Annotated in this window: 13 protein-coding genes; 4 read left to right on the top strand and 9 right to left on the bottom strand. The window is 50.7% G+C overall.

The window, feature by feature from the left end; translation table 11 throughout:
• Window positions 1-93 precede the first annotated feature (93 nt).
• From glmS to mutM, 9 genes are all read right to left on the bottom strand, one after another.
• Window positions 94-1917 (bottom strand): glutamine--fructose-6-phosphate transaminase (isomerizing), encoded by a 1824-nt coding sequence (gene glmS / locus AL01_RS01725; protein ID WP_077395539.1) that lies wholly within the window; start codon window positions 1915-1917, stop codon window positions 94-96.
• Window positions 1917-3245, bottom strand: a complete 1329-nt coding sequence (gene glmU, locus AL01_RS01720) for a bifunctional UDP-N-acetylglucosamine diphosphorylase/glucosamine-1-phosphate N-acetyltransferase GlmU (RefSeq protein ID WP_077395538.1) — start codon at window positions 3243-3245, stop codon at window positions 1917-1919. The genes glmS and glmU overlap by 1 nt, the downstream gene beginning before the upstream one ends.
• Before the next feature lie 50 nt (window positions 3246-3295).
• Window positions 3296-4144, bottom strand: coding sequence for a DUF3108 domain-containing protein (locus tag AL01_RS09360; protein WP_241502673.1), 849 nt, complete (start codon window positions 4142-4144; stop codon window positions 3296-3298).
• Window positions 4145-4196: 52 nt separating this feature from the next.
• Complete coding sequence (gyrB, locus tag AL01_RS01710) at window positions 4197-6644, bottom strand: DNA topoisomerase (ATP-hydrolyzing) subunit B (protein ID WP_077395536.1); 2448 nt, start codon at window positions 6642-6644, stop codon at window positions 4197-4199.
• 127 nt (window positions 6645-6771) lie between these two features.
• Window positions 6772-7872, bottom strand: a complete 1101-nt coding sequence (recF, locus tag AL01_RS01705) for a DNA replication/repair protein RecF (RefSeq protein ID WP_077395535.1) — start codon at window positions 7870-7872, stop codon at window positions 6772-6774.
• Between the two features lie 9 nt (window positions 7873-7881).
• Window positions 7882-9006 (bottom strand): DNA polymerase III subunit beta, encoded by a 1125-nt coding sequence (dnaN, locus tag AL01_RS01700; protein WP_077395534.1) that lies wholly within the window; start codon window positions 9004-9006, stop codon window positions 7882-7884.
• 74 nt (window positions 9007-9080) lie between these two features.
• Entirely contained in the window at window positions 9081-10529 is a 1449-nt protein-coding gene (dnaA, locus tag AL01_RS01695) for a chromosomal replication initiator protein DnaA (protein WP_241502651.1), read from the bottom strand.
• Window positions 10530-10813: 284 nt separating this feature from the next.
• Window positions 10814-11086 (bottom strand): 30S ribosomal protein S20, encoded by a 273-nt coding sequence (gene rpsT, locus AL01_RS01690; RefSeq protein WP_077395865.1) that lies wholly within the window; start codon window positions 11084-11086, stop codon window positions 10814-10816.
• A gap of 108 nt (window positions 11087-11194) precedes the next feature.
• On the bottom strand, window positions 11195-12049 hold the full coding sequence (mutM, locus tag AL01_RS01685) for a bifunctional DNA-formamidopyrimidine glycosylase/DNA-(apurinic or apyrimidinic site) lyase (RefSeq protein ID WP_077395532.1): 855 nt from the start codon (window positions 12047-12049) through the stop codon (window positions 11195-11197).
• A gap of 29 nt (window positions 12050-12078) precedes the next feature.
• On the opposite strand from mutM, the gene ubiE reads away from it, so the two are divergent.
• The 4 genes from ubiE (at window position 12079) to AL01_RS01665 (ending at window position 16081) form a co-directional block, all read left to right on the top strand.
• On the top strand, window positions 12079-12867 hold the full coding sequence (ubiE, locus tag AL01_RS01680; RefSeq protein WP_077395531.1) for a bifunctional demethylmenaquinone methyltransferase/2-methoxy-6-polyprenyl-1,4-benzoquinol methylase UbiE: 789 nt from the start codon (window positions 12079-12081) through the stop codon (window positions 12865-12867).
• A gap of 3 nt (window positions 12868-12870) precedes the next feature.
• Window positions 12871-14058, top strand: coding sequence for a bifunctional phosphopantothenoylcysteine decarboxylase/phosphopantothenate--cysteine ligase CoaBC (gene coaBC, locus AL01_RS01675; protein ID WP_077395530.1), 1188 nt, complete (start codon window positions 12871-12873; stop codon window positions 14056-14058).
• A 35-nt stretch (window positions 14059-14093) separates the two neighbouring features.
• Window positions 14094-14546 carry a dUTP diphosphatase gene (gene dut / locus AL01_RS01670; RefSeq protein ID WP_077395529.1) on the top strand — a complete coding sequence of 151 codons (453 nt, stop codon included), beginning with the start codon at window positions 14094-14096 and terminating at the stop codon, window positions 14544-14546.
• Window positions 14547-14800: 254 nt separating this feature from the next.
• A complete protein-coding gene (locus AL01_RS01665; RefSeq protein ID WP_158075913.1) occupies window positions 14801-16081 on the top strand; it encodes an ABC transporter permease subunit in 1281 nt (426 codons plus the stop codon).

The raw sequence follows: 16081 nt of genomic DNA, 5'->3' as shown, positions 1-16081 counted from the left end.
CGGAGAGTAAGCGTAAAACCCCTGTCAGGCAAGCCTTACAGGGGTTCATTACCTGTTTTCCATCTCCAGTGGGATATTAACGGAAAGTGACCTTTACTCCACAGTAACAGACTTGGCCAGATTGCGGGGCTGGTCTACGTCCGTACCCTTCAGCAGGGCAACTTCATAGGCCAGAATCTGAACCGGAATAGTGTAGAGAATGGGAGCAGCAAAAGCACTGACATCCGGAAGGATGACAATATGCTCAGCAATATCCTTCAGTCGCTCGGCTCCTTTTGCATCCGTGAAGACAAGAATACACCCGCCACGAGCACGGGCTTCTTGAAGGTTGGAAAGCGTTTTGTCGAACAGGATGGTAGACGGAGCAATGGCTACTACAGGCACGCTTGGATCAATCAGGCTGATAGGACCGTGTTTCAATTCTCCAGCGGCGTAGGCTTCGGCGTGAATGTAGCTAATTTCCTTAAGCTTCAGTGCCCCTTCCTGTGCTACAGGCATGCAGATACCACGCCCCAGATACAGGACATCACGGGCCTGGGCAATGACACGAGCCATAGTACGTATCTGGTCGAAAAGGCCAAGTACTTCCATGGCATGAGAAGGAAGGTCCAACAGATTGTCCGTCAGTTCCCGTTCTTTTTGCTCGCTAAGCAGTCCACGTTGGCGGGAAAAATCAATGGTTAGTGCCGCAAGAACAGACAATTGAGCTGTAAAGGCCTTAGTAGAGGCAACAGATATCTCCGGTCCAGCCACCATACCTAGAACAAGATCGCTTTCTCGGCCCATAGTGGAATGTTCTACATTTAGGATCGAGACAATACTCTGCCCTGCTCCCTTAAGTTCTCTCAACACACCGAGTGTATCGGCAGTCTCACCAGACTGCGATATCAGCAGGGCAAGACCCTTATCCGGCTGTGGCGGATTGCGGTAACGCAGCTCCGAAGCAACATCAATATCCACCGGTAACCGAGCAAGCTCCTCAAGCCAATAACGCCCAACCATACCAGCATAAAAAGCCGAACCGCAGGCTGTAATAGTGGCACGAGAAAGTGTAGCAACATCAAATGGCATGTCAGGTAGCGCAACGCGGCGTGTTACCGGGTCGATGATACGCTGAAGAGTCTGGCCAATGGCAACAGGATGCTCATGAAGCTCCTTCTCCATGAAGTGCCGGTATCCATCTTTGCCAATCTGGCCTGTTGTCAAAGAAGTTGTCTGAACAGGACGTTCGACGACTTTACCCTGCCCGTTCAGAATCTCAACATGATCCTGTGTTAGGACACACCAGTCTCCATCCTCAAGGTAGGTTATCCGGTTGGACAGTGGTGCTAGTGCCAGACTGTCGGAACCAAGAAACATTTCGCCTTCGCCATATCCGATGGCCAGAGGAGCACCATGACGAGCGCCAATAAGAAGATTGTCATGGCCCTCAAAAATCATGCCAATGGCATAGGCTCCCTGGAGTTGACGGATTGTTGCAAAGGCGGCGTCTTTTGGAGACATGCCCTGTTGCATATGCTCATCTAGAAGGTGGGCAACAGCCTCTGAATCAGTCTCCGTCTTGAAGGTGCGGCCCTTAGATTCCAGAGCTTTTTTTAAATCTGCAAAGTTCTCGATAATGCCATTATGGACAATGGCTACCTGACCAACCTTATGAGGATGAGCATTGTTAGTGGTTGGAGCCCCATGAGTAGCCCAACGAGTATGGCCAATGCCTGTTGTACCTGCAAGGGGCGTGTCTTCTAGAGCATTTTTCAGATTATCTAGCTTCCCTGCAGCACGGCAACATGCAAGGCGGCCATGCTCTACAGTCGCAATGCCGGAGGAATCGTAGCCACGATATTCCAAGCGGCGGAGCCCTTCAAAGATAATCGGAGTAGCAGGACGGTGTCCAACGACGCCACAAATACCACACATCAGCCCTGTTCCTTCTTTTTCTGGAGTGCCTGCTGAAGGGCTCTCCCCTTGCCTGCCTTATTCTCTTGCCGTGCCCGCCCGAATGCAAGAGCACCAGATGGCACGGCCTGTGTAATGACGCTACCAGCAGCTGTCATGGCGTCATCTTCGATTTGAACCGGTGCTACCATGACGCTGTTAGAGCCGATGAAGCAATTGTTGCCAATGGTGGTTCTATGTTTGAAGACACCATCATAATTGCAGGTAATACTACCAGCTCCGATATTGCTCATCTTTCCTACTTTAGTATCACCCAAGTAAGTCAGATGATTCACTTTGCTACCAACGCCTAGATCGGTGTTTTTGAGTTCCACGAAATTACCGATATGACTATTTTCACGGCAAACTGTGCCAGGACGTAACCGGGCATAGGGGCCAATCGTAGCTCCCTTCTTCACAAGGCAGCCCTCCAGATGGGAAAAGGCACGGATTACGCAACCTTCTTCCAGAGTAACGCCCGGCCCGATAAACACATTGGGCTCAATCACGACATCACGAGCAATGATTGTATCAGGATCAAGGAAGATGCTTGAGGGGTCAATAAGAGTTGCCCCCTGTTCTAGGGCGTTCTGTCTTAATCTTTGCTGAAGGCGGTTTTCTGCTTGTGCCAGTTCGGCACGAGAGTTAATACCCGCCAGTTCTTCTTCAGTTCCTTCTACGCAACTGACCGGCCCTTGTTTAGCTGCCAGAGCAACAATATCTGTCAGGTAGTATTCGTTTTGGGCATTTTCGGGAGTAATGTTGTTCAGCCAGTTTTTAAGGTGAGTAACATCTGCACACATCATGCCAGCGTTACAAAGCGTAATACTGCGCTCTGCTTCAGAAGCATCTTTGAACTCAACAATACGCTCTACTTGCCCATCTACTCTCGTTACGATCCTACCATAATGACCTGCTACTACAGGGCGCATACCCAAGAGTGACAAGGCATGCCCCTCGTCATGAGCATTTAGCAAGCGTTGCATCGTATTTGCTGTTAGTAGGGGATTATCTGCATACAGAATAATGGCTCTACCGTCATGCAGTATATCCACGCCTATTTTGGCAGCATGGCCCGTCCCTAAACGATCATACTGAATGACTGTCTCGTGAGGAGAAACTTGCTGGGCTAGTTCATCCATGCCCGGCCCGATGACAACAACAATACGATCAACAATTTGTCGGGCTGTTTCGATGAGATGCCAGATCATGGGACGATTTCCCAGACGCTGCATGGCTTTGGGGAGCCGAGACTTCATGCGTGTTCCCATACCGGCAGCCAAAATGACGGCAGTAGTTGTAGAACTCATAGGTCAGGTCTCCTTAGGGTACTTGAACAGGCTTAGCGTGTAAAAAATCTTCAATGTGTTTGGGGGCGCACTACAGTGGAAATCTTCGGTGCGGACTGTAAGACAACAAGAATCTGCCCTAGTTTGTAGTGAGCAAACTCGACACGAGCCGGGATAAACCCACCTTGTTGATCATGGACGAACCAGACTGCTCCTTGGTGTGGTGAAGACTGAGCCGCCTTGAAATGTGTGCTAAGAGAAAAACCGCCGATCTGTCGGCCTGTAAACTCGCACTTCAAGGCATCGCTTTTGAAATAAGAGCCATGATCCTTCGGGATGGTCGTCTGACTGGGGCCATGGACCTCCAGATAGGATAACCGGACACCATCAAAAATGGGCCTACTGAGCGTGCAGTCATGCTTCAGAGAAAGGCGATGTGTTAGCTCTACAAGAAAACTGAGCATGTCGATGGATTGCTTCAGCTCTGGCTCAGGTAGTGGCTCTCGTTGCTTTTCAACTGGTAAAAGGACAGTCACGTGAGGACCAGATAGATCAAAATCAATATGCGTCGTTTCCTCCTCACCGTGAGCAAAGCCACTATTGTTGAAGGAAATTGGTGCTACATCATCCCCATTGAAACGTCCTTGGGTGCTACTCATCAAGTTTAGTGTAAGAAACCAGCTGGCAAGGCCAACGGTATAAAGATGTGTTTCTACACCGTATCCCCACGGCTGAAGAACATAATCTGCATCAGCACTAAGGGCATGATAACCGTGAACGAAAACGCCATATCGAAGATGTATGTTCTGCGCAGAAGGTGCTGACGCCGCTGCAGATCTTTGCTGTGCCACTGGTACGGAAGGTGGCCTTGCTGAATCAGTAGCGGCCCCTGCTCTTCCAGAAAAGCAGGCAGAAGCCATTATCAGGCTAGTGAGGCATCCACTGATGGCGAAGCGACGGATGGAAGGCGTATCAAACGTCAAGATTTGCCACCTTTAGTGCATTATCCACAATGAACTCACGACGAGGTTCTACAACGTCCCCCATGAGAGTTGAGAAAACCTGCCCCGCCTCTTCTACATCGCCGACCTGCACTTGAAGAAGAGTACGGCTGGCTGGGTCTAGCGTAGTATGCCAGAGCTGTTCATCATTCATTTCTCCCAGCCCCTTGAAGCGGTTGATGGCCAGACCACGACGTCCCTGTGTCAATATCTGTTCCATCATCATGCCTGGGCCAGAAAATTCAAAATCTTTTTGATCAAGCCGTAGTGTCACAGGCTTACTGAAGAAATCGGCCAACCACTGAGATTGAGCTTGAAGGCGGCGAGCTTCGCTAGAACGGAGAAGTGTTCCTTCAAACGTATAACGCTCGCCAACACCACGAAGGAAACGACGGCAGGTCACACCTTGCCCATCAGCCTCCACACTCCAGCCTCGTTCACTTTCGGGAGATGCGGCATCAAGACGGGTTACGAAACCATCAATGGCTTTTTCTCTGATTGTGGTATCAGGGTTAATAATGCCACTGACGGCGGCCTGTTCTACAATCCAAAGTGGAACACGGGCTGAGAGTGCCCGCATATCCTGCGCAATCCGGCTGAAACGGTCGATTATTTCACGAAGAGCCGTGCCTTCTAAAACAGTCCCATCATAACAGGTCAAAGCTGCATTATTCAGGGCTTTATCCAGTAGGTAACTGTCCAGTGCCGGCTCGTCCTTGAGGTAACGTTCTTCTTGCCCACGTTTAGCCCGGAAGAGCGGCGGCTGGGCGATATAGAGATGACCATTTTCAATCAGTTGGGGCATTTGACGGAAGAAGAAGGTCAGCAGCAAGGTTCGAATATGAGACCCATCAACATCGGCATCGGTCATGATGACGATTTTGTGGTAGCGGAGCTTATCAATATTAAAGCCCCCCTGCTCGGCAGGGCCGTGACCAATACCTGTCCCTAGTGCTGTAATCAATGTGCCGATTTCAGCAGAGCCTAGCATACGGTCGAACCGGGCTCGTTCAATATTGAGAATTTTACCACGTAAGGGAAGAATGGCTTGGAAACGGCGGTCCCGTCCCTGCTTGGCTGTTCCACCAGCAGAATCCCCCTCTACGATGAACAGCTCAGCCCCCGCCGGGTTGCGTTCCTGACAGTCAGCTAATTTTCCCGGTAAGGATGACACATCCAACACGCCCTTGCGGCGTGTCAACTCTCGTGCACGACGGGCTGCTTCTCGGGCATTAGCCGCATCTGCAATTTTGGCAATAATGGTGCGAGCTTCTTTGGGATGTGTTTCAAACCAATGGCCTATCATGTCAGCTGCAATGGCGTGTACGACAGGCTGAACTTCGGAAGAAACCAGTTTATCTTTCGTTTGGGAAGAAAATTTGGGGTCTGGCACTTTAACAGACAGGACCGCAGACAGTCCCTCCCGCATATCTTCACCAGTAAGGTTGTTAGTTTCTTTCTTATTGCCCAGCATGGAAGCATATTTCCCGACAGCGCGTGTCAAAGCTTGCCGGAATCCTGCTAGATGTGTTCCGCCATCACGCTGGGGAATATTGTTGGTAAAACACAGCATTGTTTCGTGGAAGCTGTCATTCCAACAGAGCGCAAATTCCACCTTAATACCAGAAGCGTCATCCTGAAGCTCACCAGTAATGGGAGGATCAATCAAGGGTGTTTTGGAGCTGTTGAGCCATTGAACAAAGGCAGTCAGCCCGCCTTCATAATGGAAAACCACCTCTCGTGGTTCGCTGTGACGCTCATCACGGAGAATGATTTTCATGCCAGAGTTCAAGAAGGCCAGCTCACGGACGCGGCGTTCTAAAATACTGAACTCGAATTCGGTTTTGGAAAATGTTTCTGCGCTAGGCTTAAAGGTAACCTCTGTACCGTTTTCCTCGGTTGAGTCGCCAATGATTTCCAGTGGAGCCACTCTCTCACCGTGACGGAAATGGATGGCATGCTCCTTCCCTTGTCGCCAGATACGGACATCCATAGTTTCGGAGAGTGCATTAACAACTGCAGCCCCCACGCCATGTAGACCACCGGAGACTTTATAGGAATTCTGGTTAAACTTACCGCCAGCATGTAGTTTTGTAAGAACAACCTCAGCAGCACTGATGCCCTCTTCCTCATGCAGGTCTGTTGGAATACCCCGTCCGTTATCCCGGACAGTGACGGAGCCATCTCCATTTAGGGTGAGAATGCAATAGGAAGCGAAACCGGCCTGAACTTCATCAACAGCATTATCGATGATTTCGAAGACCATATGATGCAGCCCGGAGCCATCATCCGTATCACCGATATACATGCCGGGCCGTTTACGAACAGCATCCAATCCCCGCAGAACAGAGATGGAAGAGGCGCCATATTCCTCATGATCGGAAGACTGGATTTCCGGCTGGTTATGGGATTCTGACATGCCTGCGCATTACTCCGGTTAGCTGAGAGCTCTGATAAGCGAATATACTGTCAGAACCCTTTCCTGACCAGTGCTGTCGCCCGTGTTATCCCGAAAACCGTAAGAAAAGTGCCGTATCCCCATTCAGTTATGCTGGATGGAGAGTGTCATCATGAATGTGAAAGAAAGAGGCAGCTTTTTTGATGGGAGCAAAAAGTTCTGCTTCCGTTCCAGTCAAGATGGTTGTTGTTTGCAGAGCGGAAAGACTTTCCATCAGAATGATACGGCGACGCTCATCAAGATGGGTTAAGGGTTCATCCAATAAGATGACCGGAGCATGTCCCCAAATTCTGCTGATGGCATAAGCGTGCGACAGGATGATGCTGAGGAGCATAATTTTCTTTTGTCCACTACTAGACTGAGATGCTTCACGGCCAGTCATGGAATCCTGCAGAGTTATATCTGCCTTATGCGCCCCGATAGATGTGCTTTTACGGGATCGGTCCTGCTCCCGTGACTGTTGCAAGGCATGACGTAGCCTGTCTTCGACCTCCAGCGCTGGACTGGTCCTCAGAGCGGCGGCAACGGGGCAATGTAGGTTCAAAGTGGTTTGAGGAAAGGATTCATTACCGAAGGGGGTTTCAGCCAGCGTTTCGACAAGGTGCAGACGAGCCGCAGTAGCTGCAACGGCATGGCGGCTTATAGATTCCTCCAATGAGGTCAACCAAGCGGTTTCGTGGGGTTGTTCTAAAAGGACACGGTTCCGACTCATGACGGAACGTTCATGGGCCATAAGCTGTTGGGTATGATCAGGAAGAAGCGCCACGGTTAACCGGTCTAGAAAACGCCTACGGCTGGAGGCGCCTTCCAGAAAGAGGCGCTCCATTTGCGGTGTTAACCAGACGCAAGAATATAAATGGGCAATTTCTGAGAGTGTTTTGGTCCGTTCACCATCAAGGAGAAAGATACGCCGTCCCCGCCCCTCTGCTAGACCAGTAGATAATTGGAACTGTTGTCCATTTCTATCAAGATGGGCGGCGATACCCCAATGAGTTGCCCCATAACGGGGCAGTACATGAGCCGGTGACCCTAAAAGCCCTCGCCCCGGAGCAAGTAGAGAGAGAGCTTCTAGAAAGTTGGTTTTGCCGCTGCCATTTTCCCCCGTTAGGACAGACAGGGCTGTTGATGGCTCCCAGACGCAACGTCTGTAATTACGAAAATCCGTTAATGTCAGACGTTGCAGGTTCAAGGAAATCGTTTAAACCCGGATGGGCATAAGAACGTATAGAGCTGCTGGCTGACTAGTATCGCGGATCAATGTTGGGGACGAGCTATCTGCAAAGGCAAATTCGGCCTCAACATCAATCTGATCCGTAATATCTGTCAGATACCGAGCTTGGAAGCCAATCTCCATGTCATCACCACCATAAGTGACGCTATTCTCATCCAATTCTTCCTGAGCGATCCCCTGATCGGGGCTGGTAGCTGAAAGAGTTAGATGATCCTTGGTGATGGTCAGTTTAACAGGGCGATGACGCTCCTGACTGATGGCCGCTACCCGCCCTACAGCTGCTGCGAGGTCCTGTTTGGTAACCCGCAAGAGGCGTGAATTGGACTGGGGGATGACTCGGCTATATTCCGGGAAAGTGCCATCCACCAATTTGGACGTCAGAAGAATGGAGCCGATGCGGAACTGTATGCGTGTCTCGGACAGAGCTACTTCTACAGAAGCTCCATCATTGTCCAGTAATTTCCGAACCTCTGTAACTGTTTTGCGTGGAACGATGATCCCTGGCATTTCTTTGACACCAAAAGGTGCAGGAACATCAACCTTGGCCAGCCGGTGCCCATCGGTGGCAACAGCTCTCAGGTAGTTTTTCTTCCCCTCCAGTACAATATGGAGATAGATGCCGTTTAAGTAGTAACGGGTTTCCTCATTAGACATGGCAAAGCGAGTGCGGTCAATCAGCCCCCTTAGATCACCTCCCTGAATGGTGAAATGGTGAGGAAGATCGCCAGCAACCATGGCTGGGAAGTCATCTACAGGTAGAACATTCAAGCTTGTTTCATACCGTCCAGCCCTCAACTGTAGGGGGCTCTCCGCATCTGTCTGCGTAAACTCAATCAATGAACCGTCAGTGAGTTTACGGACAATCTCAAAAAGGACAGCAGCAGGAACGGTGACTGAGCCTGCCTGCGTGGCTTCAGAAGGAATTTCCTCAACAACGGCAATTTCCATATCCGTTGCTGTTAGACGTAGAACTTCACCGTCATGCTCCATCAGCACGTTGGCGAGAATGGGGATGGTGTTCCGTTTTTCAGCTACACCCTGAATGTGAGACAATGCACGCAGGAGCGGCGCGCGATCAACCGTGAACTTCATGACAACCCCAAAGCCTTATCGGGAAGAGTAATATGTCTCTCTAGCAAAATAAGAACATGTTTGAAAAGCCATCTTCAGCTTTCTAGCATATGGCGAAGCAGTTCAACGCTTTCGGCTAGCCCGGGGTCCTGCTCCATTAATTCCGAAATGCGGTTTACAGCGTGCATGACGGTTGTATGGTCTCGATTACCAAATTTACGACCAATTTCTGGCAAGCTCCGGCTTGTAAGTTGTTTAGCCAGATACATGGCAATTTGCCGAGGACGGGCTACGGCTCGAGCGCGGCGAGCAGAGGACATATCCGTCAGGCGGATATTAAAATGTTCCGCTACCTTACGCTGAATCTCATCAATCGTAACACGGCGCTCATGAGCTTTGAGCATGTCCTTCAGGACATCCTGTGTCGATTCCAGTGTCACAGGGCGACCAACGAGATCGGCATGTGCAATGAGGCGATTTAGGGCCCCTTCCAGCTCCCGGACATTGGTGGTAATTTTATGGGCCAAATACTCCAGAACCTTAGGGGGAACTGGCGTTCCAGAGGCTTTGGCTTTCGCTTCCAGAATGGAAATTCGCAACTCGAACGTTGTGGCATGAATATCCGCCACCATACCGCAGCCAAGTCGTGTGCGGAGCCTGTCTTCCAGACCAGAAAGATCTGAGGGACTCTTATCAGCACTAACGATGATCTGCCGTCCAGCATCTACCAGCGCATTAAATGTATGGAAAAATTCTTCCTGCGTACTGTTTTTCCCAATCAGGAACTGCAGATCATCGATCATCAGCACATCGACCGACCGGAGCTGCTCCTTGAATTCCATCTGAGATTTGGACTGCATGGAAGCGATGAAACGGTACATAAATTTTTCGGCGGACATGTAGGCGACCGAAATATTCCCCCGTTCAATCAACTTAAGACCAATAGCATGCATGAGATGCGTCTTGCCAAGACCTACCCCGCCATAAAGGAAAAGGGGATTAAAGCCAGGGCTAGCTGGATGGTCAGCTACACGCCCTGCGCAGGCGTAGGCAAATTCATTAGGCTTGCCGACAACGAAATTATCGAACGTAAAACGCCGGTCCAGCGGGACAGCCAGATCGTTCCGAACTTCATTTGTTGAAGTGGGCGCAGCTATAGTCGCCTCTTCACGTTCCAAAGCGGCAGCGTCTTCATTGGCTATAGCGCTGATGGAAGAGCTGCGAGCGACACCGTCACCACTAGCCTGTGGTAGACTATCCATAGCCGCCGCACGTTGTGCCTTTTTGTCGATACGGAGTTCGACATGCTGAACAACCGGGTTTTCTTCTCGCCACAAAGACTGAAGACGCTGGCCATATTGTGCCCGGACCCAATCTCTCAGGAAACGTTCCGGCAAGTAGAGTGTGATTTCATCATCATCCAGCGGCCCCAAGGTGATGCGCTGGATCCACATCCGATACTCCACATCACCGACCTCACTTTTCAGACGGTCGCAGATGCGTAACCAAGATATTTTGAGGGAAGAACCATCAGAAGAGGCCATAGCAGCGTCCTGGGACTGAGCTTTTTCCACTTCTGATCTCCGTACTTTGTAGTCTGGCAAACCTTCAGCTAGGGTAGAACCCGCTGGAAGGGGTAATCAAGTGTTTTTGCCGGTGTGGTAGATATCCCGTCACACTACCTTAACCTTCATGGAAGGGAAAGCCTGTTCAGGGTTGCATTACCTTCGTTCCCTACGGGCGGCAAAAAAAGAACGCGCCCAGCGGGCGCGCCCAGAACCGCTTCATCATTCCTGACGAAGCGGGCCATTCTGCTTTGATCAGTTGATCAGGCAGCGGCGGCAAGGGATTTGATACGGGCAGACAAGCGAGAGATCTTGCGGCTGACCGTATTGCGGGAAATCACGCCCTTACCAGCTGCACGCTGCATCTCAGGCTGAGCGGCGCGCAGTGCTTCAGCTGCTGCTGTCTTGTCGCCGGACAGGATAGCCTTCTCAACATTCTTGATGAAGGTACGCATACGGGACAGACGAGAAGCGTTGCGCAGACGGCGGCGCTCGTTCTGACGGATGCGTTTACGGGCAGATGCGTTGTTTGCCATGGGCTTCAGGTTTCCTGCGGATAGTTCGCTAAAAAATAATGTCTGCTCCTCTACCCCCATGCCAGCATTACGTCAAGCATTGTCTTTATGTTCGATAACGATGATAGATCACTTATGCGGATTTTTCTGGCAGTGTGGACAGAAAAACGTGGATCGGCTGCTTTGTGTTATGCGTTGCACAGGGACAGAGCGTCCTTTTGTTAGGCAAATTGGGCAGCATTCCCCTTCTCTGCCATATACGAGGTGTAAGTTCTGAAAGGCGCCGGGCTGGCCATCTGTGTGGACATAATCCCTGAGGGTAGAACCTCCCGCTGCAATAGCGGCCTGAAGTATCTCCACAATGAAACCATGGAGGCGCTTCATTTCTTTTTTGTCCAAACTATTCGCTGCTCTTTGGGGATGAATGTGCGCCTTAAATAAGGCTTCACAAACGTAAATATTTCCCAGCCCAACAATACGGCGTTGGTCTAACAGGGCGTTTTTGATGGGCATGCGGGTTGTGGCAAGAGCTTCTGCAAGAGCTTGTACCGTAAAGTGGCTGGAGAGTGGTTCGATACCCAGATGAGCCAGCTGTGGCTGTTGCCCCTCCTTCTTTGTTTGAAAGAGACAGACCATGCCGAACCGTCTGGGATCAACGAGAGCAATACGGCACTTGTTTCCCGTCCAAAGAACAAGGTGCTCATGCTTACGAGGGGGAAGATTCTCTCCTGCATGGTTAATGAACAGTCTGCCGGACATACCTAGATGTATGAGGATGGTCCAATCATGTTGGAAATCAATAAGAATGTATTTAGCACGACGTCGCAGCCGTATGATCGGTTGATGTAGCGGTATGGTGGACAGCCCTGATGGGAAAGGTAGGCGTAAATCCAGCCGATTGACATCTATGGATGATAGGGTCTGCCCTTCCAAGACTGATTTCATGCTCTGGAGGATGGTTTCAACTTCCGGGAGTTCTGGCATAAATATCCGCAATGAGATAACGAGGATGTATGACTGAGAACCATTCTTCCCATACCTCCTCTTCTTCGTCAGCTGATTTTGAGGCTGATACGATTGATTTCGGCTATCGTGATGTGCCACGGGGCGAAAAAAAACCGCTGGTCCGGCAGGTGTTTGAAAGTGTTGCCGGTAAATACGACATCATGAACGATGCTATGTCTCTGGGGATTCACAGGGTTTGGAAGCGTATTTTCGTGACCATGCTCTCTCCACAGCCAGGGCATAAATTACTCGATCTGGCCGGTGGAACGGGTGATATCACATTTGGTTGGCTGCGACGTGGTGGTGGTCATGCTGTTCTTTCAGACATTAACGAAGCGATGCTAGAGGTTGGTCGGAAACGTGCCATCAAGGCAGGGCTAATCGGAAAGATGGATGTCTGCGTTGTCGATGCTGAAACCCTTCCCTTCCCGGATGCGTCTATGGATCGTGTTTCTATGGCGTTCGGATTGCGGAACTGTACGGACAAGGAGGCTGTCCTGCGTGAGGTACGGCGTGTCTTGAAACCGGGGGGGCGTTTCCTCTGTCTTGAATTTTCGAAAGTGGATGTTGCTGCTCTGTCCGCCATTTATGATCTGTGGTCATTTCAGGTTCTACCTCGCATGGGCCAGATGATTGCCGGCGATGCAGAGAGTTACCAGTATCTTGCTGAGAGTATCCGCATGTTCCCTGATCAGGAAACGTTGGCTGGTATGATGCGAGCTGCCGGAATGGAGCGTGTGTCCTATCAGAATCTTTCCGGGGGCATTGTGGCCATTCATTCTGGTTGGCGGCTTTGATTTATGTCTCGTATCATTCTCATTTTGGGAGGAGGGATTGCTGCCTATAAGGCGTTAGATCTTGCCAGAGAGTTGCGGCGTGAGGGAATGGAGATCATTCCCGTGATGACAGAAGCAGCACGAGAATTCGTAACGCCGCTTTCACTGGAAGCATTATGCGGCAATCCTGTTCATGATGAACTGTTTCGGCCCGGGCAAGAGAGTGAAATCGGGCATATAGCACTCGCTCGCTCGGCTGATATGGTGCTAGTCTGCCCGGCGACAGCCAATCTCATAGCCCGTATAGCGCATGGGATGGCTGATGATTTGGCAACAACCCTTCTTCTGGCTACAGAGGCCCCTATTCTCCTAGCTCCCGCCATGAACCCGCATATGTGGGGCCATCCTGCCACTCAGGCAAATCTTTCTTTGCTACAACAGCGTGGTGTCCGTTGTGTTGGGCCATCACATGGTAATGTAGCATGTGGGGAAACTGGTACAGGGCGGCTAGCAGAGCTTGATGAGATTCTTGCAGCGGTCAGATCATCTTTGGGAAAAACAACTGATCTGGTTGGTCGCCGTATTATCGTAACGGCTGGTCCGACCGTTGAGCCGATTGACCCGGTGCGCTTTATTTCCAACCATTCGTCAGGTCTTCAAGGATATGCCATTGCGAGTGCTCTGGCGGCAAAAGGTGCAGATGTTCGGCTTGTAAGTGGTCCGGTCTCATTGCCTACCCCGCCGTCCGTACAGCGGATTAATGTGCGGACAGCAGAAGACATGAAAGCAGCATGTCTTGAGCAGCTGCCAGCTGATGCGGCCATTTGTGTAGCAGCGGTCAGCGATTGGCGGCCAGAGAGTGTCAGCAATCGAAAGATGAAGAAGTCTGCTGACGGTCCTCCAACCCTAATACTTCGTGAAAATCCTGACATTCTGGCGACATTGTCTCAGATGAAGGAGCGCCCTACTCTTGTTATTGGCTTTGCAGCAGAGACGGATGATCTCCGGAAGCATGCAGAACAGAAAAGACGTCGCAAGGGCTGTGATTGGCTTCTCGCTAATGATGTAAGTAAGCATCGTTTTGGAGGACATCGCAATCAGGTTCTATTCCTAACGGAAATGGGCACGGAAGATTGGCCTGAAATGGACAAATCCGCTCTGGCAGAACGTCTTTCTGAGCAGGTAGTAGCCTTTTTCCAGAAACAGGGTTAACAGTCACCCATTCTTATTTGAGGGGTTGCCAAGCCATGTCGAACATTATGAATGTCCGTATTCTCCGCCTTCCTCATTCTGAAGGTTTGGACTTACCCGCTTATGGTACAGCCGGTGCGGCAGGAGTGGATTTTCAGGCCGCCGTAGAGGCACCTTTGTCTCTTAAGCCGGGGGAACGTACTTTGGTACCGACAGGACTTTGTATTGCTCTCCCTGAAGGCTATGAACTGCAGATACGTCCTCGTTCGGGATTGGCGTTGAAGCATGGTATTATGGTTCCCAATAGCCCCGGTACCATTGATGAAGACTATCGTGGAGAAATTCGCATTATTCTTATCAATGCAGGCACAGAGGAGTTTGTCATCGAACGTGGCATGAGGATTGCTCAAGGTGTTCTGGCTCCCGTCGTGAGAATGCAGTGGCAGGAATGCAGCAGCCTTGATACAACTGACCGTGGGCATGGTGGCTTCGGCAGTACCGGTCACTGACAGTTTCCCCATACCCAAAGGCTGACATTTAAAGGGCCGGTCATGAATATTCATTTACCCATGGGCCAGTCATGAGGAGAGATACTTGGCCCTTTGCTCATCTTTCTAGCTGGGGAGAAAGATGCAGGCATTGGCTATTTGCGTATCGAGGCAGCGGGGTGTCCTGCTGTATTCTGGTCGCTGGGGCCCTGTACGGTCTTCTTCGAAATTGTGACCTCATATCCACCCCGATCTTTCCATCCCCGTGGGAAGACATGTTCTGGACATTGGGTAAAAGTGTAGCTGCACTTTTACTGGCAATAATGGGTCATGGGATTCTGCTATCTCTAGCGGCCTGTTCAACCGTGCTGCGGCGGATTCTTATTGGGGTAACAGCCATCCTAGGCGAAATACCGTCTCTCTGCCTTCTGGGATTGTTCTGCGCTATCTTTCCGCCCTTCTGGAGTGTTCTGACGGTAGCGTTTCTCAGTTTGCTAGTCAGAAGTGTTCATGCCACCTTAAAAGCGGAAACCGGTATCCCATCTAGTTTCCTGAAAACTGCCAGAGCTCTAAGGTTGAGTCGCTGGCAGACATTCTGGCGGCTTCATCTTCCTTTCGCTTTTCCCGAGTTAGTAAGGGCTGTCCTGCGGGACCTCCCTGATTTCTGGCTGTGTATTCTGGGGGGGGAGCTGATGATGGCTCTATTTCTTCCTCCGGATTCCGGGCTTGGAGGTGCCCTTCTCTCATCCCTCATGGCTGGCGGCAATGGGGAATTATCTGCCTGTGTTGTATTGATCCTCATGCTAATTCCTATTTTCCTGGTTCAGCATGGTCTCATTGACCCTCTGCGGGGATATGGGCGTCATTATGCGGTCTGTGATCAGGTGCAGAAAAGTAGATCAGAAGATCACTCTTTATCTTGGAGAACTCGCTGTTTACTTGGTGCGATCGGTACTGTTCTGACCTTATTCTTGGCATGTGGCTTTTGGGGTGTGCCAGGTCCTTTAGGAACGCTGGTTATAGCCATTTGTTTGATTGGTGGAGTTTGGGGCTGGGTCGGCGGGCTACTGCTAGGGCTTCCCACAATAGTACAAAAGCGTATCCGGAAATGCTGTCTAGTCTTGGCCCTCTTCCCTGTTTTTATGGCCTGGCTGGGCTTGTCTCTTCCTATTCCCTTAGTGACTGTACCTACTCTGGCTATCATGGGACTTGTTGGTTGGGCTTTCCTACGGGAATATGATGCAGTGGGGCGTCAGTTCATCATTATGGGACATTATCTTCGTCTGCCCCTCTGGTCATTCTGGAAAGAGGTTCGCATCCCCCTGCTTTGTCCAGCACTGATGCAAGCGATCATCGTGGCACTCCCGTTCTTTTGGGATAATGTTTATCTAGCCGCTTTGCTTGAGAGAAAAACGCTTCATCTCCGTATTCTTCAGGCACACGCTTATGGAGTGCAGGGTGTTCTTCTGTGTCTAATGACGTTAATGGCCATCTCTGTTCGGTGGGGGCTTTGTATCCCGCTGCAGGAACGTATGGCGCACCGTTATAGGATCTAG

It is taken from the genome of Bombella intestini (genome assembly GCF_002003665.1).
GTDB classification, from domain to species: domain Bacteria; phylum Pseudomonadota; class Alphaproteobacteria; order Acetobacterales; family Acetobacteraceae; genus Bombella; species Bombella intestini.
Note: the sequence above shows the minus strand (reverse complement) of the source record. Positions and strands in the feature narration are given on the sequence as shown.

Excerpts from the sequence above, each read along its gene's own strand:
- ubiE (WP_077395531.1), top strand. The coding sequence starts at position 12,079 with ATGACTGAGAACCATTCTTCCCATACCTCCTCTTCTTCGTCAGCTGAT.
- glmS (WP_077395539.1), bottom strand. The coding sequence starts at position 1,917 with ATGTGTGGTATTTGTGGCGTCGTTGGACACCGTCCTGCTACTCCGATT.
- glmU (WP_077395538.1), bottom strand. The coding sequence starts at position 3,245 with ATGAGTTCTACAACTACTGCCGTCATTTTGGCTGCCGGTATGGGAACA.
- AL01_RS09360 (WP_241502673.1), bottom strand. The coding sequence starts at position 4,144 with ATGGCTTCTGCCTGCTTTTCTGGAAGAGCAGGGGCCGCTACTGATTCA.
- AL01_RS01665 (WP_158075913.1), top strand. The coding sequence starts at position 14,801 with ATGTTCTGGACATTGGGTAAAAGTGTAGCTGCACTTTTACTGGCAATA.
- mutM (WP_077395532.1), bottom strand. The coding sequence starts at position 12,049 with ATGCCAGAACTCCCGGAAGTTGAAACCATCCTCCAGAGCATGAAATCA.
- rpsT (WP_077395865.1), bottom strand. The coding sequence starts at position 11,086 with ATGGCAAACAACGCATCTGCCCGTAAACGCATCCGTCAGAACGAGCGC.
- dut (WP_077395529.1), top strand. The coding sequence starts at position 14,094 with ATGTCGAACATTATGAATGTCCGTATTCTCCGCCTTCCTCATTCTGAA.
- coaBC (WP_077395530.1), top strand. The coding sequence starts at position 12,871 with ATGTCTCGTATCATTCTCATTTTGGGAGGAGGGATTGCTGCCTATAAG.
- dnaA (WP_241502651.1), bottom strand. The coding sequence starts at position 10,529 with ATGGCCTCTTCTGATGGTTCTTCCCTCAAAATATCTTGGTTACGCATC.
- gyrB (WP_077395536.1), bottom strand. The coding sequence starts at position 6,644 with ATGTCAGAATCCCATAACCAGCCGGAAATCCAGTCTTCCGATCATGAG.
- dnaN (WP_077395534.1), bottom strand. The coding sequence starts at position 9,006 with ATGAAGTTCACGGTTGATCGCGCGCCGCTCCTGCGTGCATTGTCTCAC.